The organism is Actinomyces johnsonii (assembly GCF_006546835.1).
In the GTDB taxonomy this organism is placed as follows: Bacteria; Actinomycetota; Actinomycetes; order Actinomycetales; family Actinomycetaceae; genus Actinomyces; species Actinomyces johnsonii.
Genome location: NZ_VICB01000025.1, coordinates 77,157 through 98,224 on the forward strand (window position 1 = coordinate 77,157; position 21,068 = coordinate 98,224).

General features: G+C 63.6%; 18 protein-coding genes. 12 read left to right on the forward strand and 6 right to left on the reverse strand.

Going from position 1 to position 21,068, the window contains the following annotated elements; all coding sequences use genetic code 11:
- The first annotated feature begins 119 nt into the window (after positions 1-119).
- The 3 genes from FK256_RS13425 to FK256_RS13435 are packed head-to-tail and all read left to right on the forward strand — an operon-like array spanning position 120 to position 2,313.
- Positions 120-719 carry a TetR family transcriptional regulator gene (locus FK256_RS13425; protein ID WP_244936460.1) on the forward strand — a complete coding sequence of 200 codons (600 nt, stop codon included), beginning with the start codon at positions 120-122 and terminating at the stop codon, positions 717-719.
- The gene (locus tag FK256_RS13430) at positions 716-1,540 is read left to right on the forward strand and encodes an ABC transporter ATP-binding protein (protein WP_141425089.1); all 825 of its coding nucleotides are present in this window, start codon (positions 716-718) and stop codon (positions 1,538-1,540) included. The genes FK256_RS13425 and FK256_RS13430 overlap by 4 nt, the downstream gene beginning before the upstream one ends.
- The gene (locus tag FK256_RS13435; protein ID WP_141425090.1) at positions 1,537-2,313 is read left to right on the forward strand and encodes an ABC transporter permease; all 777 of its coding nucleotides are present in this window, start codon (positions 1,537-1,539) and stop codon (positions 2,311-2,313) included. Before FK256_RS13430 ends, FK256_RS13435 begins: the two co-directional genes overlap by 4 nt.
- A 40-nt stretch (positions 2,314-2,353) precedes the next feature.
- On the opposite strand, the gene FK256_RS13440 is transcribed toward FK256_RS13435, so the two are convergent.
- Positions 2,354-3,388: a hypothetical protein gene (locus FK256_RS13440; protein ID WP_244936462.1), complete on the reverse strand. Its 1,035-nt coding sequence runs from the start codon at positions 3,386-3,388 to the stop codon at positions 2,354-2,356.
- Positions 3,389-3,834: 446 nt separating this feature from the next.
- Between FK256_RS13440 and FK256_RS14795 the strand changes: the two genes are divergently transcribed.
- Positions 3,835-3,957 (forward strand): hypothetical protein, encoded by a 123-nt coding sequence (locus tag FK256_RS14795; protein WP_280525791.1) that lies wholly within the window; start codon positions 3,835-3,837, stop codon positions 3,955-3,957.
- Positions 3,958-4,017: 60 nt separating this feature from the next.
- Here the strand turns inward: FK256_RS14795 and FK256_RS13445 are convergent, their stop codons facing one another.
- Positions 4,018-5,505, reverse strand: coding sequence for a sugar porter family MFS transporter (locus FK256_RS13445; RefSeq protein WP_081697290.1), 1,488 nt, complete (start codon positions 5,503-5,505; stop codon positions 4,018-4,020).
- A gap of 70 nt (positions 5,506-5,575) precedes the next feature.
- The gene (locus tag FK256_RS13450) at positions 5,576-6,463 is read right to left on the reverse strand and encodes a DUF5979 domain-containing protein (RefSeq protein WP_211343585.1); all 888 of its coding nucleotides are present in this window, start codon (positions 6,461-6,463) and stop codon (positions 5,576-5,578) included.
- A gap of 253 nt (positions 6,464-6,716) precedes the next feature.
- Here FK256_RS13450 and FK256_RS13455 point away from each other — a divergent pair, with 253 nt between their 5' ends.
- Positions 6,717-7,412, forward strand: a complete 696-nt coding sequence (locus tag FK256_RS13455) for a nucleoside/nucleotide kinase family protein (protein ID WP_141425091.1) — start codon at positions 6,717-6,719, stop codon at positions 7,410-7,412.
- A 184-nt stretch (positions 7,413-7,596) separates the two neighbouring features.
- On the forward strand, positions 7,597-8,682 hold the full coding sequence (locus FK256_RS13460) for a bile acid:sodium symporter family protein (RefSeq protein ID WP_141425092.1): 1,086 nt from the start codon (positions 7,597-7,599) through the stop codon (positions 8,680-8,682).
- Positions 8,683-9,044: 362 nt separating this feature from the next.
- On the opposite strand, the gene nrdE is transcribed toward FK256_RS13460, so the two are convergent.
- From nrdE to nrdH, 3 genes are read right to left on the reverse strand one after another with little or no spacing between them, the layout of a single operon-like run.
- The gene (nrdE, locus tag FK256_RS13465; protein WP_141425093.1) at positions 9,045-11,204 is read right to left on the reverse strand and encodes a class 1b ribonucleoside-diphosphate reductase subunit alpha; all 2,160 of its coding nucleotides are present in this window, start codon (positions 11,202-11,204) and stop codon (positions 9,045-9,047) included.
- Complete coding sequence (gene nrdI / locus FK256_RS13470; protein ID WP_141425094.1) at positions 11,189-11,599, reverse strand: class Ib ribonucleoside-diphosphate reductase assembly flavoprotein NrdI; 411 nt, start codon at positions 11,597-11,599, stop codon at positions 11,189-11,191. The genes nrdE and nrdI overlap by 16 nt, the downstream gene beginning before the upstream one ends.
- 16 nt (positions 11,600-11,615) lie before the next feature.
- Positions 11,616-11,861, reverse strand: coding sequence for a glutaredoxin-like protein NrdH (gene nrdH, locus FK256_RS13475; RefSeq protein WP_141425095.1), 246 nt, complete (start codon positions 11,859-11,861; stop codon positions 11,616-11,618).
- 675 nt (positions 11,862-12,536) lie between these two features.
- Between nrdH and FK256_RS13480 the strand changes: the two genes are divergently transcribed.
- The 6 genes from FK256_RS13480 to FK256_RS13505 all read left to right on the forward strand — a co-directional run bounded on the left by FK256_RS13480 (position 12,537) and on the right by FK256_RS13505 (position 20,980).
- Positions 12,537-13,469 carry a DUF4956 domain-containing protein gene (locus FK256_RS13480; RefSeq protein ID WP_141425096.1) on the forward strand — a complete coding sequence of 311 codons (933 nt, stop codon included), beginning with the start codon at positions 12,537-12,539 and terminating at the stop codon, positions 13,467-13,469.
- A gap of 88 nt (positions 13,470-13,557) precedes the next feature.
- Complete coding sequence (locus tag FK256_RS13485; RefSeq protein WP_009232764.1) at positions 13,558-14,379, forward strand: polyphosphate polymerase domain-containing protein; 822 nt, start codon at positions 13,558-13,560, stop codon at positions 14,377-14,379.
- Positions 14,380-14,739: 360 nt separating this feature from the next.
- A complete protein-coding gene (locus FK256_RS13490; protein ID WP_211343586.1) occupies positions 14,740-15,573 on the forward strand; it encodes a DUF4956 domain-containing protein in 834 nt (277 codons plus the stop codon).
- A 69-nt stretch (positions 15,574-15,642) separates the two neighbouring features.
- Positions 15,643-16,641: a polyphosphate polymerase domain-containing protein gene (locus FK256_RS13495; RefSeq protein WP_141425105.1), complete on the forward strand. Its 999-nt coding sequence runs from the start codon at positions 15,643-15,645 to the stop codon at positions 16,639-16,641.
- Between the two features lie 62 nt (positions 16,642-16,703).
- The gene (locus FK256_RS13500) at positions 16,704-18,497 is read left to right on the forward strand and encodes a carbohydrate-binding domain-containing protein (protein ID WP_141425097.1); all 1,794 of its coding nucleotides are present in this window, start codon (positions 16,704-16,706) and stop codon (positions 18,495-18,497) included.
- Between the two features lie 131 nt (positions 18,498-18,628).
- Complete coding sequence (locus FK256_RS13505) at positions 18,629-20,980, forward strand: hypothetical protein (RefSeq protein WP_141425098.1); 2,352 nt, start codon at positions 18,629-18,631, stop codon at positions 20,978-20,980.
- Positions 20,981-21,068 lie beyond the last annotated feature (88 nt).

Genomic DNA, 21,068 nt, shown 5'->3' on the forward strand with positions numbered 1-21,068 from the left:
GCCCGACCGGGTCGCGACTGTGGTGCCTGCCGCCCTCCCGGCACTGGAGATGGCCGGACACGGACATCGCCAACAAGACGTTATTGACTAACATTTCGTTAGTGACTAACATTTTGGCCATGAGTCCACGCGCTTCGACGACCGACCTGCTCCGGCGGACCGCACTGAGGATGTTCGTCGATCAGGGGTTCGACGCCGTCCCGGTCACCGCGATCGCCAAGGCCGCCGGGGTCTCCCACATGACCTTCTTCCGCCACTTCCCCACCAAGGAGGCCGTGGTGGTGAACGACCTATTCGATCCGCTCATTGCTGCGGCCGTGCGCGCCCAGCCGCGGCAATGGCGTCCGCTGACCCGGGCGGTGCGAGGTCTCGTTGCGGCCATAAGTGAGGAGCCGGCGCGCGAGGAGATGTCCTCCCGGGAGTTCTACGAACGCGTTCGACTGGCGGCCCTCACCCCGTCGCTGGCAGCCGCCGTACGAACCGCGGGTCAGGAGACCGAGCGCGCCATCGCCGCGGCGCTTGTCGTTCCGGGCGTCGACGACGCGGCGGCGCGGGCCGCGGCCGGAGCCGTCATGGGCGCAGCGAGCAGCCTCCTGCTCGCCTGGGCAGGCGAGAACAACGCGCCCGACGCCGGAGCAACCAGTACGGCCACCAGCACCACCGGCGACGCAGCAACCGTTCTCAGTCGAGGTCTTCTCAGCCTCCTGGGGGAATCATGAGCGGCACAGCAGCTCCAGCCCTGGAGGTTGAGGGCGTCCATGTTGCCCTGCGGAGGAAGCCTGTTCTACACGGCCTCAGTCTCTCGCTCGCCGAGGGCGAGTGCCGCGCCGTCGTAGGTCTCAACGGCGCCGGGAAGACCACAGCCCTGCGCGTCATCCTCGGCATGCTCCGTCCCGACACCGGCAGGGTCCTCCTATACGGCCGCGATATCGCCTCCACCTCCAGGGACGTGTGGCGACAGGTGGGTCATCTGGTGGAGACACCATTCTCCTACCCCGAGCTCACGGCCCGGCAGAACATCGAGGCTGCTGCCCGCCTCCACGGGGCCGACCCCGAGCACGCCGGGAGGCTCACAGCCCGGATGAGTGAGGCGCTGGCGCTGACCGGTTGGCTCGATGTGCCCGTACGCCGTCTGTCACTGGGGACGCGCCAGAAGGTGGGGCTGGTGGGAGCATTGGCTCATGAGCCGAACGTCGTCGTCCTCGATGAGCCGACCAACGGACTGGACCCGCTCGCCGTCGTCGGATTCAGGGATCTGCTGCGGGAGGTGACCGGGCGCGGCGGAGCGGTGCTGGTGACCGGGCACCACTTCGATGAGCTGACGCGCATCGCCGACCGTGTCGACATCCTGCACCGGGGGCGGATCATCGACACGATCGTGCCCGAAGGACCCGGCTGCCCCGGAGGCGCAGACCTCGAGAGAGTCTTCTTCGACGCCGTCCTGGCGGCGGACCTGGCCACAGACAGCACTGCCCCGGAGTCTGGGGCGGGGCCGAACGCCCGCGTGGACACGAGCCGTGAACGGACGGAGATCTCATGATGGCCATGGATCGCAGCGCTCTCGGGATCGTGATCGGCCTGGAGGCCCGCAAGCTGGCTCGGGCCACGGTGACGCGCGTGGCGACGCTCGCCGCCCTCACCCTGGTCACGGTCACCACGGCCGGCGGTTATGCCGCCGCGATGCACGCCGGAGACACCGACATGGGGCGGAAGGCGGCGTCCATGGTGACCTCGCCGGGTTGGGACGGCTACACCGGTCTGGGGGCGACGAGCGTGAGCGCGACGATCCTCCTGGCTGTGGGCGTGGTGATGTCCTGGGGTGTGGGGCGGGAGTTCACCGACGGAACCATTGTGGGCCTGTTCGCCATCCCGCCGGCCCTGCGAACCATTGCGACGGCGAAGATGGTGGTGACCCTGTCCTGGGCGGTTCTGCTGGGAGCCGGCGAGGCGGCACTACTGATGACGGCGGGGCTGCTGCTCGGCCTGGGGGTGGCAGGAGCCGCCGGCTGCTTCGCGACGCTGTTGCTTGTCTCGGTGGCGCTCGGCGCCGGTGTCCTGCCGGTCATGTGGGCGGCAACGTGGTGGCGCAGCTACCTGGCCGGCATCGGGCTCACGCTGGTGATCCTCGTCGTCACCAATCTGGCCGCAGGGTTCGGGCTCGGTTCCTACGTCCCGTGGTCTATCCCGATCGTGTGGGCCTCGCACCAGACGGAGGTCAGCACGCCGTTGCTGGCGGTTCCGGTGATGACCGCCGCGATCGGCGCCTGGATCACCTACCGGTCCTGGGATCGGCTGCAGCTGGGCGCCGACTGACCGCGGGACATTGCCCCATCGGAAGGCCGATCTTCGGCCTTCACGACAAGGAGGAGGCAGCCTGCTGCGCCGCCGCGAGGATCGCTGCACTCCTCTTTGGAGGCCAGCCCTGCCCGACAACGCTCCCATTCTTCATGTCGAAGCGAACGTGATCCACACCGGCCCTCTCCCAGGCCGTTGAGAGCTCAATGCCCTGAAGGACCCGATTCCCCAAGACAACAGCCAGCACCTTCGCAGCGGCATCGGAGTCGAGACCGTTTTCGTAGCTCCCGAAGGCAGCCACACGCAGCTGGATCTGACAAGACACGAAATCCATTTCATCCAGTTTAATCGACACCCCCTCTCTACTCCTGTAAATCGGGGAAATCGCCTCGAACACTTGCTTCAACGGAACAGAGCCGAGATCAGCGCATCCAGTGCACCGAACCGTCACACTCACTTCGCCGACGCGCACGCACTGTTTGAAAGGCAGGAGATCGATCGATAACACATCGGAGCCGGGGGCAACCATCCAGCTATCCGGAAAACTTTCAGCTCCACGATACCGCACCGAGGTTCCATACGAAGAAACCTCGATGCTCTCAATCGCGGGCGCGCATAGCCCGGTAACCGCCTTGACTGCCTCCGTCGCATCACCCACCTTCCTGCTCCATCTGACCCTGGTGGATTCTTGCATCCAGGCGATTTCCATATCCACGGCCGACGTGGACGACCCGGAGATCTCCTCGACTTTATTGAAAGAATTGCCTACCACGGCGATCAAGGTATTGACGGGCGGTTCGTTTTCCAGTCCCACGCGAATCGTCCAGCGAATACCGGCATCACCGCAAAACTTGGCATGCACTTCAACCGAGTCAACGCCTTTCAGGAGGTGAAGATATCGTTGTAGTCTTCGTTTCCTGTTAAACTCAAGAAGCGAACAGTAAACAACAATGGTGGCAAATACGAGGAGTACCGCAAACCGCCTACCGACCCGACTCACGGGACCCAAAATACGGCATTTAAAGAAACTTGCATCAACGGCAATGAACATCACCAACGACAGCCACAGAATCCCCAGGATTACAGCGTTCACTATATTTCATCTTCCGGGATCCGTACGGGCATGCCTTGCTCTCGCATCCACCCCATATTTCTAGATGCTTCACAGTGGGGCGTACCGCAGAAAGAAGTGGACCGGTTCGCATCATCTCCGGAGTCTGCGCCCCGACTCCCACGCCGATGATTCAGCTGGACCTAGCCAGGGCGAGAGCGGTCAGAAGGACACGGAAGACGCTGCGTCGACGATGAGCCATGACATCACCGTAAGTTCCCAGCCCCGCACACGGAACGGGGAGCAATCCCCGTTCCGGAGGCCGCCTTCCACTCCGTCTCCCTTCGCCGACGTCGCGGTCGTACCTTAGGTCGCGCGTTCGAGGGGTAAAGGGCACGACCGCGCACCGTAGGGTACGAACACGCAGGCGCTTCGTCCTACTTTCTCAACAGCCCCCAGACCGCCACGCACGTGAAAGGAAGACAGGCGTGGCCGCGTACCCCGCTCGTCCCGACTACGTCGTGCCCACTGGGGACTTCATCGAGGAGTGGATGGAGGAGAACGGCATCAACCTCGACGGTGACCATGGCGTCATCGAGGAGGATCGCTGACGCCTGCGCCTCTCACCTCCTTGTTCCGGACAACCACGGGTACAGACTGCCTGCCGCGTCTCAGACCGCCAGGTCCTCCATCTCCTCGAGCTCCTTGCCCTTGGTCTCGGGCACCCGGAAGAAGACGAAGAGGAGGGACAGCAGCGCGAAGACGGCGTAGAAACCGTAAGCGAAGGTCAGGCTGATGCTGGAGAAGGTCGGGAAGGTGGTGGAGATGAAGAAGTTCGCCACCCACTGGGCGGCAGCAGCCACAGCCAGTGCCCCGGCGCGGATCCGGTTGGGGAACATCTCGCCCAGCAACACCCACACGAGCGGCCCCCACGTCGCCCCGAAGGCCACGACGAACAGGTTGGCAGCCACCAGCGCGATCGACGACCAGGGCGCCTCCAGGGTCACCTCACCACCGCTGATATTGGCGAAGGAGAAGGCCAGCGCCATGAGCCCCAGGGAGATGGTCATGAAGAACGAGCCGGCCAGCAGCATCGGCCGGCGCCCCACCTTGTCCACCAGGAGGATCGCCAGGATCGTCACCACAATGTTGGTGACCGACGTGATGACCGTGATGGTCAGGGCATCGGACTCCTCGAAGCCCACGGTGCGCCACAGCGTCGTCGAGTAGTAGAAGATGACGTTGATACCCACGAACTGCTGGAAGACGGACAGCAGGATACCCACCCAGACGATCGGCTTGAGCCCCAGCGCAGTGCCGCGCAGGTCGGACAGGGACTCGCGCTTCTCGGAGTCGATGGTGGAACGGATCTCCTCGATCTTGAGGTTGACGTTGATGATGCCGGTGAAGTCGTAGAGCACTTGGGAGGCCTTGTCATAGTCACCGCGCGCCACAAGGAACCGCGGGGACTCTGGTAGACGGAAGGCGAAGAGTCCGTAGACGAGGGCGGGCAGCCCCTCGGCGATAAACATCCACCGCCAGGCCTCCATCCCCAGCCACAGCTCCTTGGCAGCCCCGCCTGCCTGTCCGGAGAACCAGGCATCGGCCAGCAGGGAGGAGAAGATGCCGATGACGATGGCCAGCTGTTGGAGGGAGCCCAGGCGACCGCGCACACTCGCCGGGGAGACCTCGGCGATGTACGCCGGGGCGATGACGGAGGCCGCCCCCACTCCCAGGCCGCCCACCAGGCGCCACACGATGAAGTCGATGACGCCGAAGGCCAGCCCTGATCCGAGCGCGGAGGCCAGGAACATGACGGCGGCGATGAGCATGACCGGCACTCGGCCCAGCCGGTTGGAAACCGGCCCGGCGAACCAGGCGCCGACGGTGCAGCCGATGAGTGCCGAGGAGACAGAAAAGCCCTTGAGGGCATCGCTGAGGGCGAACTGGTCGGAGAGGGCGTCGACGGCGCCGTTGATGACGGCGGTGTCGAAGCCGAAGAGGAACCCGCCCAGGGCCGCGGCCACACAGATGCCGATGATCCGGGCGTTGATGCGGCTGACAGTCGAAACCGGATCGCCCGAGTTCGTCGACGCTGGGGAGGAGGTGGTTGATGGCTGAGAGGATGACGACTGCGATGACGGGGAAGGCTCTGCCATGGTGTGTTTCCTGACGTCGGAAGAGTCGCGCACGGCACTCGTTTCGTGGCGTGCGGCATGGCGGACCCCCTCAGGCTACGACCGTGTCCGACGCCACAGTGACTGTTTCGCCGTCCTCTTCCCCACCCTCGCCTCCGCCCCGGTTCGACGGCGCACGGCCGGGACCCAAGTCCTTGACGTTCGGTCGATTGATTCGAGTGGTGGGAGTCTCCACTCGGGCCGGAGCCGTTACCGGCGCCGGCCTGTGGTGAAGGCGTCCGATTGATGTCATGGCTTGCCGACGACAACGCCCCCGAGCCCACCTGGCCCTAGGACTCAGGCATGCTCGGGGGCGCGCCCCTATGAGAACTGGGGGCTGGCGTCCGGCCTCAGGTGTGGCAGGGTCGCTCGGATCGGGAGACGGCGACTCGCTGGGCGACGGAGAAGGCGAGGGCTTGGCCGTGTAGGTATTGGTGAAGGTCGTGGCCACCACCTGGTTCTCCTCACCGATGGTCACCTCTTGGGAGGCGGGCGCCTTCAGGGTGTATCCCTCGACATCAGCGGCCTGTGCGTCCTCTGTGATGGTGCAGGTCGATCCAGCCTTGACCTTCTTGGACTTCTCCGAGGTCGCGGCTCCGGTCACCGTCAGCGACCCCTCGGAGCCGTCAGTGCAGGTGTAGGTGAACTCGAAGGTGGACTTGCTGAAGTCGCCGTCGCCGGCCAGAGCCTTGGTGACCGTGAAGTCACCCTCCTCCACAGCGGCGGGGTCGGCGGAGTTGCGCAGCGTCACGGCCGTGGACTTCTGGTCCTCGATAGTCAGGCTGTTGGTGTTCTGGTCCCCTACTGCGAAGGTGTGGCTGCCCCAGGCCACGCCGGCAGGAGTAGTCGAGGCCGTCGTCGTGTCCTCCTTGAGGGCCAGGACTGTCCCAACCGGGAAGGTGCCGTTGTACACGGCCTTCTCACCGACGGAGACGGTCATGGAGGTGTTGCCACCAGTACGGGCCTGGTTGACGGTCCCCGGAGCCTTCCACCCCGGCAACCCGGCCCAACGACGACGAACATGACCGCCGCACCGCACACCCGGGCGAGGCCATGGGCGAATCAGCGCCCTTCCAGCCCTTTTTCCCTACGTCGCCGCATCTGCTCCCCGGCGCCCTGTCATCAAGGCATCACAATGGATACAGATACCGCTTCCAGGCCTCAGCCACTTAGTTGACTGAGATAATAGTTCCATGAGCCCTACGGTGCGGGTGGGCGAAACCGCCACCCTTGTCAGCAGCCTCGTCGACCAGCTCTCACAGCGGTTGACGGACGACGCCGCGCCCGAGCGCTTCGTCGTCGGGCTCGTCGGGGCGCCCGGATCGGGGAAATCGACGATCGCCGCGCAGCTGGGGGCCGGACTCAAGGAGGCCGGTATCTTCGCCGGGCTCGTCGCCATGGACGGCTTCCACCTGTCTGACGCCGTTCTCGACGAGCTGGGCCGCCATGAACGCAAGGGCGCACCGGACACCTTCGACGTCGAGGGCTACCTGGCGACTCTGGATCGGGTGCGGGCCGACGGCGCCCATCAGGTCCTCGTCCCGGTGTACCGACGCGATCTGCACGAGCCGGTGGCGGCTGGGGGCATAGTCTCCGGGACCGGCGTTGTCATCACCGAGGGGAACTACCTGGCCTTGGAGACGCGCGGCTGGGGAGCGGTGCGTGAGCGGATCGACCTGCTCATCCACATCGACGTGCCCGAGGAGGTGCTCGTGGTGCGGCTCATCAACCGACACGAGGACTTCGGCAAGAACGCGCTCGACGCCGGTCACTGGGTGCGCACGGTGGACCTGCCCAACGCCCGGCTCATCGCCACGAGCGTCCACCGCTGCGACGAGGTGTGGCGCGAACCCGAGGACGACCCCGACTCCGACGACGAGCTCGAGTAGCGTCTCGGTAGGTCCGCACCGGCGTCGGCGGCCCTGGGCTCACAGATGCACGTCACGTTTGACAGGTTGCTCCGGAGCCTCAGCCGCGTCCGTACGGTGGACTGAGACGACGATCTTTCACTCCTCGGACTATTGTCGCTGGGCATATCCCCGCTGATGCTCCACCGATGATCCGAGGCATCCCATGACAGCCCCTACTGACACCGACACCGCACCGCGCTCCGAAAAGCCGACCGCAGTTGCGGCCTCCGGCGTCGAGGCAGCCTCCGAGAAGAGACAGGATCGCAGCGCCCGTATCGCGGTGACGGTCTTCCCGCTCATCATGTTTGGCGCCTTCCTCGCCGCCTTCTTCTCGCCCTCCACCTTCGTGCCGCTGGCCGGTTACATGACGCCGTTGCTGGCCATCACGATGCTGGGGATGGGGATGACCCTATCCATCCCGGACTTCACGATGATCGCTCGTCACCCGAAGCCGGTCATTCTGGGCGTGGTCAGCCAGTACGCGGTCATGCCACTGGTGGGCTGGAGCGTGGCGAACCTGCTGCCGCTGTCCCCAGAACTCAAGGTGGGCATCATCCTCATCGGCTGCGTGCCAGGCGGGACAACGTCCAACGTGGTCAGCTATCTGGCCAAGGGCAACACGGCGCTATCGGTGTCCATGACTGCCTTCTCCACGATGCTTGCACCCATCATCACCCCGCTGCTGACCCTGTGGCTGGCTGGAACCTACATGCGGGTACCGGCCGGGTCGATGGCGCTGTCGATCGTGCAGATCGTGCTGCTGCCGGTGGGGGCGGGCCTGGCCTGCAACGTCTTCTTTCACAAGCAGGTGGCCCGGATCCAGCCGGCGATGCCGTGGGTCTCAGTCGTGGCCATCGCCGCGGTGGTGGCAGCGGTGGCCTCCAAGAGCCAGCCACTCATCGCCACCGCCGGGCCGCTCATGTTCGCCGCGATCGCTCTGGAGAACGCGACCGGTTACGCCCTGGGCTACGCCGTGGCACGAGCCTTCGGGGTCTCGCGGGCCGACCGACGCACGATCGGCATCGAGGTGGGCCTGCAGAACGCGGGGCTCGGTTCGACCCTCGCCCTGCAGTACCTGAGCGCGGCGGTGGCTGCACCCTGCGCCGTGGCGACCTTCTGGCACACGATCACCGGTTCCCTGCTGGCGATGTACTGGCGCCTGCGCGGGTTCCCGGCTGGGGAGGACCCGCACGCCACCGTGCGCGAGCTGCGCCGTCGCACCGAGGAGTCGTCACCTGCAGGCGACTGACAGCACCGCAAGGAGGGGACGGAACGTGTGACCCATGCAGCTATTGCTGGCTATAGTTAACGTGCCGCCGCGTTACGGCGCGGAGTGGAAGTAAGCGCCGGTGCACCCGTGTCGTCATGTGGGCCCGGCGCTTGCGTCGCACCCGCTACTACTCTGGTCATCGGGTATGCTCAAGCCGCTCAGGGCAGTAGCCCTGTGAAGTAGACCCGGCAACCTTCCGGACGGTGGGCGAGCCGGGTTTCGCGCACCAACGGGGCGGCTCGCGCACCTAGCTCTCCATCCAGCACGACGTCGGGGCCAAGAGGACTCATATCCTCTTGGCCCCGACGGCGGTCATAGACAGGCAGCCGACGGCCACAGGCTCACAGCATGCAGGAGACGCAGCCCTCGACCTCGGTGCCGGTCAGGGCGGCCTGGCGCAGGCGGATGTAGTAGAGGGTCTTGATGCCCTTGCGCCACGCGTAGATCTGGGCGCGGTTGACATCACGGGTGGTGGCCGTGTCCGGGAAGAACAGCGTGAGGCTCAGCCCCTGGTCCACGTGCTGGGTGGCCGCGGCATAGGTGTCGATGATCTTCTCCGGGCCGATCTCGTAGGCGTCCCGGTAGTACTCGAGGTTGTCATTCGTCATGAAGGGCGCCGGGTAGTAGACGCGGCCGATCTTGCCCTCCTTGCGGATCTCCACCTTAGCCACGATCGGGTGGATCGAGGAGGTGGAGTTGTTGATGTAGGAGATCGAGCCGGTGGGCGGCACGGCCTGCAGGTTGCGGTTGTACAGGCCACCCTCCTTGACCTTGGCAGCCAACTCGGCCCAGTCCTCACGGGTGGGCACATGCGCGCTGGAGGCCGCGAAGATATCCTTGACGCGCTCGGTGACCGGCACGAAGTCCTGGGTCACGTACTTCTCGAAGAACTCGCCGCTGGCGTAGGTCGAGTCCTCGAAGCCCACGAAGCTCTCCCCGCGTTCCACGGCCATCTCGTTCGACGCCGTCAGGGCGGCGAACAGGACGCTGGCGAAGTAGACGTTGGTGAAGTCCAGGCCCTCCTCGGAGCCGTAGTGGATGCGCTCGCGCGCCAGGAAGCCGTGGAGGTTCATCTGCCCCAAGCCGATGGCGTGCGACTCGTGGTTGCCGCGGTCGATGGAGGGCACGCTGGGCAGATGGGTCTGGTCGCTGACAGCGGTCAGGCCGCGCACGGCGGTGCGGATCGTGCGGGCGAAATCCGGGGAATCCATCGTCTTGGCGATGTTGAGGCTGCCCAGGTTGCAGGAGATGTCCTTGCCCACGTGGGCGAAGGTGAGGTCCTCGTTGAGCTCGCTGGGCTCGGAGACCTGGAGGATCTCAGAACACAGGTTGGACATGACGACCTTGCCCTTGATGGGGTTGGCCCTGTTGACCGTGTCCTCGAACATGACGTACGGGTAGCCGGACTCGAACTGGATCTCTGCCAGGGTCTGGAAGAAGGTGCGGGCGTTGATCTTCTTCTTCTTCTTGATGCGCCCGTCGTCCACCATCTCGCGGTACTTCTCGGTGACGTTGACATCCGCGAACGGCATACCGTAGACGCGCTCGACGTCGTAGGGGCTGAAGAGGTACATGTCCTCGTTGTTGCGGGCCAGCTCGAAGGTGATGTCCGGGATGACGACACCCAGTGAGAGGGTCTTGATGCGGATCTTCTCATCGGCGTTCTCGCGCTTGGTGTCCAAGAACCGCATGATGTCGGGGTGGTGGGCGTGCAGGTACACGGCCCCGGCGCCCTGGCGGGCGCCCAGCTGATTGGCGTAGGAGAAAGAGTCCTCCAGCAGCTTCATGACGGGGATGACGCCGCTGGACTGGTTCTCGATGCGCTTGATGGGAGCGCCCATCTCCCGCAGATTGCTCAGCAGCAGGGCCACTCCCCCGCCGCGCTTGGACAGCTGGAGGGCGGAGTTGATACCGCGGGCGATCGACTCCATGTTGTCCTCGATACGCACCAGGAAGCAGGAGACAGGCTCGCCGCGCTGGGCCTTGCCCTCATTGAGGAAGGTGGGGGTTGCCGGCTGGAAGCGGCCGGACATCATCTCGTCGATGAGGTCGAGGGCCAGCTGCTCGTCGCCGTCGGCCAGGGTGAGGGCCACCATGGTGACACGGTCCTCGAAGCGCTCCAGGTAGCGCTTCCCGTCGAAGGTCTTGAGCGTGTAGGACGTGTAGTACTTGAAGGCGCCCAGGAAGGTCTCGAAACGGAACTTGTGGGCGTAGGCCGCCTTGAAGGCGGACTTGACGAACTCCGGGGAGTACTTGTCCAGGATGTGGCCCTCGTAGTAGCCCTCCTCGACCAGGTACTTGAGCTTCTCCTCCAGGTCGTGGAAGAAGACCGTGTTCTGGTTGACGTGCTGAAGGAAGTACTGCCGAGCCGCCTCATGGTCGGCGTCGAACTGGATCTTGCCGTTCGCGTCGTAGAGGTTCAGCTTCGCGTTGAGCGCGTGGTAGTCCAGATCCGGGGAGGACACGGTCTCTGAGCCGGTGTCCGTCAGCGTGTCTGCCAAAAGTGTTCCAATCCTTCTTTGACGCGTGCGACGTCCGTGGGGGTGCCGAGCAGCTCGTAGCGGTACAGGAACGGCACCCCCAGCTTGCTGGCGATGATGTCACCCGCCAGGCAGTAGGCCTGGCCGAAGTTGGTGTTGCCCGAGGCGATGACGCCCCGGCACAGAGCCCGGTTATCCGGGTCGTTGAGGAAGGCGATGACCTGCTTGGGCACCGCCCCCTTGACGGAGCCGCCGCCATAGGTGGGCACGACCAGGACGTACTCCTTGTCCACGGTCAACGGCGAGTCCGTCCGCCTTAAGGGGATGCGCGCCGTCGGGAAGCCGAGCTTGCCCACGAATCGGTGCGTGTTCTCCGAGGTGGAGGAGAAATAGACCAGCAGAGGCCCGCTACTCACGGCGCGCCCCGCGGCCTCAGACCGCGACAGACTCGACGGCGAGCGCGAGGGTCTTGATCTTGTCCGGGCGGAAGCCGGACCAGTGGTCCTCCCCGGCGACGACGACGGGAGCCTGGGCGTATCCCAGGGATTTGACCTGCTCAAGAGCCTGGGCGTCCAGAGAAATGTCCACCGTCTCGTAGGACAGACCGGCCTTGTCCAGGGCGCGGTAGGTGGCCGTGCACTGAACGCAGTTGGGCTTGCTGTAGATGGTGATCGCCATGGCCGTCTCTTCCTCAGGGTCCGGTGGCGGTGACTGCGGCCCGTCCCCGAAGGGGGACTGAACCGGCGGCACCACACGCTTGTCATTCGCGGGAGGCCAGAACGGCCCCGCAGAACAAGACACTACCCCTTGGGGTAGTCCGGGTCTACTACCCCAAGATGCTGTGTCAGCCGTGGTCCTGTGCACACCACCCCTCCCTTCTGTGGAAAACACCCGCTGGACTGTGGATGCCCGGTGGAAACGGCTCACAAACATCTTCACGACGACATCCAAACCCGATCCCCCGATCCGCAGGACGATGGTCTCACAAGGGCGTGACATCCATCAGACCCCCTTAACCACAGGGGTCGCCGTCCAAGACCGGCAGTCCACCCCCAGCCCTGGGGACGGAGGAGGAAGAATCACCTCCGAACACGCACGCACTCGGCGTGTCGCCCCTCCCAGCGAACAACCAGCATACGGTCGTCAAGAAGTTAGGAGACGATCAGAGGGGACTGAAGACGGCCCATCTGCGCACCCGAGGCGAACAACACCGCCTGGGGAATCCGCAGGAGTACGCAGTCTCACACTCGACAAGAGGTCTTGGCTCTAGCATTTTTTGCAACGGTCGAATTATGGTTATTGTTACAAGATCGTTATATCCCGGTCCCCATCCATCTCCCACGAGGACTCGACATGCAGCAGACGTTGCAAGAACTGCCACTCACGTTGGCTTACATCGGCGCCGACCTGTTAGCCATCGCCCTTCTGGTCGGGGTGCTCTACATCCCGCGCCACGGGCGTCGTGACCTCGTGGCCGCCTACATCGGCGTCAACGTAGGCGTCCTGGCAGTCACCCTGCTGCTGTCATCGAGCAACAACGTCGGAGCCGGCCTAGGCCTGGGGCTCTTCGGCGTCCTGTCCATCATCCGCCTGCGCTCCTCCTCCCTGGCCCAAGGCGAGGTGGCCTACTTCTTCGCGGCCCTGGCCCTCGGCCTGCTCGGCGGGATCAAGAGCCACCTCATCATCGTCGCCATCCTCATGATCCTCATCCTCGCCTCCCTATGGGTAGGCGATCACCCCGCGCTCATGCGCTACAACCGCAACCAGACCGTCACAATCGATCGGGCCATCAGCAATGAGGACGAGCTCATCCTCGAACTCGAGGACCTGCTCGGCGCCCAGATACGCAGTGTCGACCTCAAGAACCTGGACCTGGTCAACGACACCACCATCGTCGAGGTGCACTACCGGCTGCGCCGTCGGGCCCGCACGGCACCACCCGCCACTCAGCCGAAGGACACCGGGACGCAGCAGGTCCGGCAAGCTCCTCAGGAGAGCGCCCCTCAGGCTCCTCATCTGATTGAGGAAGTCCCGCTTCAGACTCCCACCCCGATCCAGCCCGTTCAGACTCCCACCCCGATCCAGCCCGTTCAGACTCCCACTCCGATCCAGTCCGTCGGGCAGCAGGCCTGGCCCGGGGCGCTCTCTCACGACAGCGCCGCCTCAGCGGCCACCGCCCCGCCCCGGCACGACTGGATCACTGGCAACCGGCAGCAGCACACTCCCCAGCGGCACAGCCAGCCGAGTGCTCCACCGCCTCCTGTGGCCAACCCCCGCTACAACTGACCGATCACAACGGCACCCACCGCACCGCCGCGCCACTGGCAACCGACCCGCCCCACCCGCGACTCCCGACCCCGGAAAGGACCGCACCGTGCCGAACACCGAAGGCATCGACACGATCACCCTCGCCGAGCTCAACTCCGAGGCGAGTCTCCTCACCCGCATGGACCGCAAGTACCTGGTGCCGCCGGGCGACACCCAGGACGTCGTCGACTACCTCGCCCCGCGAGCGCAGGTCCTCCAGATCGACGGCCTGCGGCACTTCCGCTACGCGTCAACTTACTTCGACACCCCGGGGCTGGACGCCTACTTCCTGGCCGCCCGCAAACGGCGCCGGCGTTTCAAGATCCGCACCCGCACCTACCTGGACTCCGGCCTGTGCTTCCTGGAGGTCAAGACCAACGGCTCGCGCGAGGCCACCGTCAAGGACCGCTTCAAGTACGATCCCGACGACGCCGACCGCATCACGCCCGACGGTCATCTGTTCGTCATCGAGCGGCTGGTCGAGTCCTCCACCTGCTCCCTGGACGAGGCGAGCGCCATCGCCAAGGCCCTCGTCCCGGTCATGGACTCCACCTACAGCCGCACCACCCTGCACCTGCCTCATGACGAGGCCCGGGCCACCTTCGACACCGAGCTGACCTGGGACCTGTTCGACCCCGACGGGCGGCGCCTCGAACGGGGCGTGTCGGTGGGGCACCTCAATGTCATCGAGACGAAGAACCCGTCCACGGCCTCCCCCACGGATCGGCTGCTGTGGAGGCGGGGGCATCGGCCCGCCCGCATCTCGAAGTACGCCACCGGCATGGCACTGCTGTATGCGAATCTGCCCACCAACCGGTGGAACCGCACCATCAACCGGGACCTGGGCCGCTATAAGCGGCAGGCCCCACTGCGTCAGGTGGCTGCCTGAGCGAGCGCCGCTCCGGTCGCAGGTCGGCCGGGCCGATCCGCGTCTGCACCTCATCGGCTGCCGGCGCCCATTGACATTCGGTCGTTCAGCCGAGACCTCGCCTCATCACCAGCGCCTCCGGGAGTAACGGGCCCCGCCCGGCCCCGGGGGCGCTGTTTGCTGCTTCACATCGGTGGCGGAACAAGTCATGCCTCACCCATGCCGCGTTCACAGCCGGCTCATGGAATGCGCTCTTTGACTGTTATTCACCGGACGGAGTCACCCGCCGCGGCGCGCCCCGAGTACATGTTCGGTCTTTAAGCGCCCATCTCACGGCAGGCCCCGTCGCCGGTCCGAAATAACCCCGACAGGAGCCTCCCGATGAGCCTGACCACCCTGACCTACATCGCCGCCGACCTGATCGCCCTCACCATCCTGGTCGGGGCCCTCTACGCCCCCCGCCACACCCGCAAGGACCTCATGGCCGCCTACATCGGCGTTAACGTGGGCGTCCTGGCAGTCACCCTGCTGCTGTTGACGGCGAACGTCGCGGCCGGCCTGGGCCTGGGGCTCTTCGGCGTCCTGTCCATCATCCGCCTGCGCTCCACCGAGCTGGCCCAGCACGAGGTGGCCTACTTCTTCGCAGCCCTGGCCCTCGGCTTGCTCGGCGGGATCCAGACCGCACCCATCGGGATGGTGGCCGCCCTCATGGGCACCGTCGTCGCCGCTCTGTGGATCGGCGATCACCCCGCGCTCATGCGCCGCAACCGCCACCAGGTGATTGTCCTCGACCACGCCATCACCAACGAGACCGCTCTCATCGCCCACCTGGAGCACACCTTGGGCGGGCAGGTCCGCTCGGTCGAGGTCCAGCGCCTCGATCTGGTCAACGACACCACCATCGTCGACGTCCGCTTCCGGGCGCCCCGACAGACCCCCGCCGAGCTGGAGCCCGAGACCTCCGATCTTTCCAGGCTCTCCGACGACGACGTCCCCACCTCGAAACTGGCGACCGAGCCGGCGGCCGGCGCATCCACCGCCCCGACCGCCCAGTCCTGGGCCGGCACCCGCCAGAGCACCGTGCAGACCACCGCACCCGCCGACCGGGCCGAGGCCCAGCCCATCACCATCAAACCGGCCGCCCAGTACGTCACCCGCTCCGCGGCCCAGTCCAGCAGCCAACCGGCCACGCAGACAGTCATGGCCGCGCGCTGACGCCGGCCCGCACCGACCAAAAGGACCGCGATGACGACCGCCTCCACGACCTCCACGACCTGCACGATGATGCCCGCCGCGATCCCGAGCGCTGCGGCGTCGGCTCCCCACGGGACGGCCCCGATCTGTCTGAACACGGAGCACCTGGCCACCACCACCCTCGCCGAGCTCAACAGCGCCGCGGGCCTGCTCACCCGCGTGGACCGCAAGTACCTGGTACCCCTGAACTGCGCGCAGGAGCTTGTGGACGGGCTCGCGCCCGACGCCCGGGTTCTGGCCATTGACGAACAGCGCCGCTTCTCCTACGCCTCGACCTATTTCGACACCCCGGGGCTGGAGGCCTTCATGCTCGCGGCCCGCAAGCGGCGTCGGCGCTTCAAGGTGCGTACCCGCACCTACCTGGACTCCGGCCTGTGCTTCCTGGAGGTCAAGACCCGCGGCGCGCGCGGCACCACCGTCAAGCGGCGCATGGGCTACCACGCCGACGACGCCTCCCGCCTCACCGGTCCAGGACGAGCCTTCGTGGCGGCCTGCCTGGCAAGCACGGGGGTCACCGGCTCGGCCGCAGCCCATGAGGTCGCCGCCGCGCTGAGGCCGGTGCTGGCCACCACCTACGAGCGCACCACCCTGCACCTGCCGCGCGCCGAGGCCCGGGCCACCATCGACACGGCCCTGACCTGGCAGCACCTGGGACCGGTCGCAGCCCCGGGGACCGCAGTGGTTTCCGCCGGCCCCTTCGCCGGGATGGTTGCGGGCTCGCAGGCGCTGCGTCCAGCCCACCTGGACGTGGCCATCAGCAGCGGCGAGCCGGTGGAGGTTTCGGGCGTCGCCGTCGTCGAGACGAAGAACCCGGCCACGCCCTCTCCCGCGGACCGCGCCCTGTGGGAGGCCGGATACCGCCCCACCCGCATCTCGAAGTACGCCACCGGCATGGCGCTGCTCCACCCCGAGCTGCCCGCCAACAGGTGGTACCGGACCCTGACCCACGAGCTCGCCGGCCTGTTCGGCACCGACCGCTCCAGCCTCGAAAGCATCAACGCCAGTCACACCACCGCGAGCGCCGCTTGAGCTGGGCGCCCAGACCGCTCACCGATCCGACACCGGACCCGACAAGAAGAGAAGACAGAACAATGAAGCCCACCAAGACGAAGACGACCAAGCCTCTCAACCGACTCCGCCGTCGTGCGACCGGAGCCGTAGCGCTCCTGGCCGCGCTCGCCCTGGCGGCCGGTTGCTCGACCTCCTCGGCCTCCGGCAAGGCGAGCGCCTCTGGCTCGAACGGATCGGAAACGACCTGGACGACGATCTCCTCAACCGTAGCCACAGCGTCGACCGGTGCAAGCGTTTCCGACATCCTGGGCGCCAACGCCTCCGTGGAGAAGGCCTCCAGCTCCGAGGACGACGCCGGGACCACAGACACGTCGTCGGCCACCACGATCACCCTGTCGGGGTCATCGGCCTCGGCCAGCGGGTCGTCGTCGGGCAACGTGAAGGTCGATGGGGGGACCGTGACCATCAACAGCGGCGGTACCTATGTCATCTCCGGTGAGCTCAGCAATGGGCGGATCGTCGTCAACGCCCCCAAGGCCGACGTGCGCCTGGTCCTCAGTGGCGCGAGCATCACGAGCTCGGACGGCCCGGCCATCGACATCCAGGACGCCGGCGACGCGATCGTGGTCCTGGCCAAGGACTCCAAGAACACGCTGACCGACGGTGCCAGCTACGCCTCGGGGCAGGAGGCCACCGCGGCCCTGTTCTCCTCCGATACGCTCACCGTCACCGGGGCCGGCCAACTGGACGTGACCGGCTCCTACAAGGATGGCATCTCCTCCAAGAACGGCCTCATCATCACCGGGAGCGGCACCATTAACGTCAAGGCCGACGACGACGGCCTGCGCGGCAAGGACTACCTGGTGGTCGAGTCCGGGAAGCTGACGGTCGAGGCGGGCGGCGACGCGCTGAAGTCCAGTGAGGACAACGATGAGACGAAGGGCTTCATCTCCCTGGGCAAGGCGAGTATCACGCTGACCTCCTCCGACGACGCGATCGCCGCGACCACGGATGTCACCGTCAAGGACACGACCCTGACGATCACGGCCGGCGGCGGTCAGGCCAACGCCACCATTGAGGAGCAGGCACCGCCCGGGCAGGAGTCCACCGCGGACTCCACAACGCCCTCGCCCAAGGGCATCAACGCCGGGGTGAGCTACACGCAGGACTCCGGGACGGTCACCATCAACGCGGCCGACGAGGGGCTGCAGGCGCCGTTCATCAACGTTGCCGGCGGCGAGCTGTCCATCGCAGCGGGCGACGACGGCATCAACGCCTCCAACGGCGACCACGTCATCGAGGGCCACGAGAACGCCGACTCCGAGTCCGACGACGGCTCGGTGCTCACGATCAGCGGGGGTGAGGTCGAGGTCTCCTACGCCTCCTCCGACGGTATCGACTCCAACGGCTCGGCCTACGTCAAGGGCGGGATCGTGGTGGTCTCGGGGCAGGCCGGCGAGATGGATGGGGCGGTGGACGCCAACGGCGAGACCCAGCTCGTGGGGGTGACGGGGTCGCCATCGGTGAGCGCGGGCGACACGCTCACCGTCACGGACTCCTCCGGGTCGCAAGTGGCCTCGGTCAAGGTCGATTTCACGGCCGCGGCGATCACGGTGCTGGGGCTCACCGAAGGCCAGCAGTACACGGTGGCGACGTCGTCGGGTGGCTCGGCCACGGGGACGGCCTCGGCGCTGTCCGCCGGAATGGGCGGCCCCATGGGTGGTGGCCAGGGCGGTCAGGGAGGCCCCGGCGAGCAGGGCGGTCAGCCCGGTGGGGATCCGGGCCAGCCGCCCAGCGGTGGCCAGCAGCCCGGCAACCAGAGCAACCAGAACGGCCAGTCGAGCAGTCAGTCCAGCACTGCCCAGAGCAGCTGACCCGGGCCAAGAACTGAGAGTGGGGGGCCGCAGCGCAACGCTGCGGCCCCCCACCTCGTCAACAAAAACGTTTAGAAGAAAACTAATCATAACTACAGCAAGGCAATGCTATTTCTGATAAACTCATAAACATGCTTATGACAATTACAGCATTGGTAATCGTTTACGTAATAATTTATCGCCTATACCGAAGAATACTTCCTCGAGTTCGACGCCGACTGAGTATAACTTTAGGAAAAGTAAACGATATAACAATCAACTTGGGGTTAGGGAGATTAAGTCAAGTTAGCGTATTTGCGACTGTTTCATTTCTAACTTACTTCATCGCACAACACCCGGATTGGGCCGCATGGCAACCCATCCTTAAAGGACATAACTCACCATCTGCAATCCTAAGCAACAACGTTCCAACATTACTATCCATCCTTGTTTTCATAACCAGCAGCGCAGCAAATGCGGTACGGGATAAAAAGCAAGGTGGAACATACTTCGGACATTTCCTATCTAGCTACCTTATTTATCGCTCCATTACAAGCGACATTATCTGGACCCCGATTTTCAATGTCCTCGTATTTATCGTCCTCACATTTCCATTCATTCTTGGATTTCTTGATGCCAAAGGTGCCTCAACTTTAGACTGGGCTGCCACCGACACTCACACATTAATGCTAGCCTTATGGGCATCGGCTCTTATTATTGTCGGCACAGTGCTGTTGTTTAACTTCCTGTCACTGCTTCAACAGGCCATGATTCATTTATTCCAACCCGACGAGGTTAAAAATAAAATCAAGGAAGACGTGGATATAGATAACCGCAGCGACATTAGAGATATTTTTGCATCCAAAGAATATGACAAGAGCAGCTCGTCTAGCATATTAAACAATAGTTACATAGAATTCTGGATAAGCCTTTCCGACGAACAAGAACGAGAAGAATATTTTAGAGTAACAGTATCTTCCTCGGAATGGCGACGTCAACAATTCCGCATTTCCTGGATAATACAACATAGGAAACTACAGGAGGAGAAAAAATGGGTATGGTCTTATTTGCAGCACCCTTCGCTTTGGTTGTCTCTCATTTGGTGTGGAATGTATGAGGACAAACTTGACTCATTAGAGCAAAACATGCAGGGTCGCCATGATACATTTGTGGGATATATTAACTCTAAAATCGACAGAACGCTTCGTATCGTTTTGTTGAGACAGATGTGTACCGACTCGAGGAGAATGGATGAGCTGGTGCTAAAGACCGGCGCTATTTCTGCGTCTCGCGATACACAACAAGACATGATACTTCGCAGACTCGGAGTCCTCTCGAAGGCACACCAGCTCCCTCAAAGCAATCCATATGGGATAGTTGGAGGAATCACCTCATCATTTTTCCAAGACGAGCAACGAGGCGATTCTCCTTGGGTTATCACGCTGTCCGCTATTACCTACAGAGAGATCGCCAGAACGATTAACAACGGATATTCCCTTGAAAATCCACTAAGTCAACGTTATTCCGTCAGTTCCCTTCGTGATGTTGTATACTCAGCCAACGGCATCCGTCATGAACCCACCCAACGATATGCGCTTCATTGTCTTATCGAATCGTTAATCGACTCACTCATTATCAATCGACACCCCGGTGAACGAATTCTTGCCCGAGAACTAGAAACGCTGATTCCCGGCCTCCATAGCTACTTGAATTCACCGCCGCTTGAAAAATCTAGCGGAAATTCAAACATCCCTAGCCCTCCGGCAATTGATATAACCATCGGCTGCATAAAATCTCAACTTAAACCTATCGGCCTTTTGAGTCCTGAGGCATATTCAGAACTACTGAAGTACGTACCCGAGGAGGAAGCGGCAGCAGCGCTCCTGTACATGCTTTTGTACACAAGTCGAAGCGATCGCAAAGTATCGCCTGACATTCTACGCCCCTTTGTGTCGGCGCTGCGTAACCACCGCATAATATCTGGCGATAATTTAAAAGTACTCTATGAAGCCACTTCAACAATTCTCAACAGATCAAGCTGTGTCTCACATACACTTAACGAGTCTGGGCTGAAATGGTTACTTGAAATTCTTGAGGCCCCAATCACCGTCAGCCTGTACTGCGATCTGACAAATAGAGAAACAAGTAGATATATCGACCTTAACTTCACTAACCTAGTGCTATGGAGAACTCTTGTTGGAGATAGAATATACTGCGGAAAATATTTTATTGACAGCAAACAAAAATCATTTGAGGAATGGGATATCAAAAACGCAAGAAGGGGCGCTGAAAATGCCGTCGAGATTCTTGAGGGCGCTGGAATGGAGTATGAGGCTCGAAACATCCGCTCATCTCTGCCTATCGAAGAGTCGGCAGAAGAACAACAACTACAGGAGCTGAGGCGAGCAGCTCCGGCACGCCCCTTCCCTCACTTCCATTCCAGGCCAACACCTGGCGCTGATCGACGCCTAAGTAGTCGCCAGAGGCGTCGGAGACTGCATTAAGTTTAATTGTTTCGGTCGATCGTGTGTGCTGAGTTGGATACGTAACAGGTAAATAGATACCTTGTATTCAACACTCCACGACGTTGAC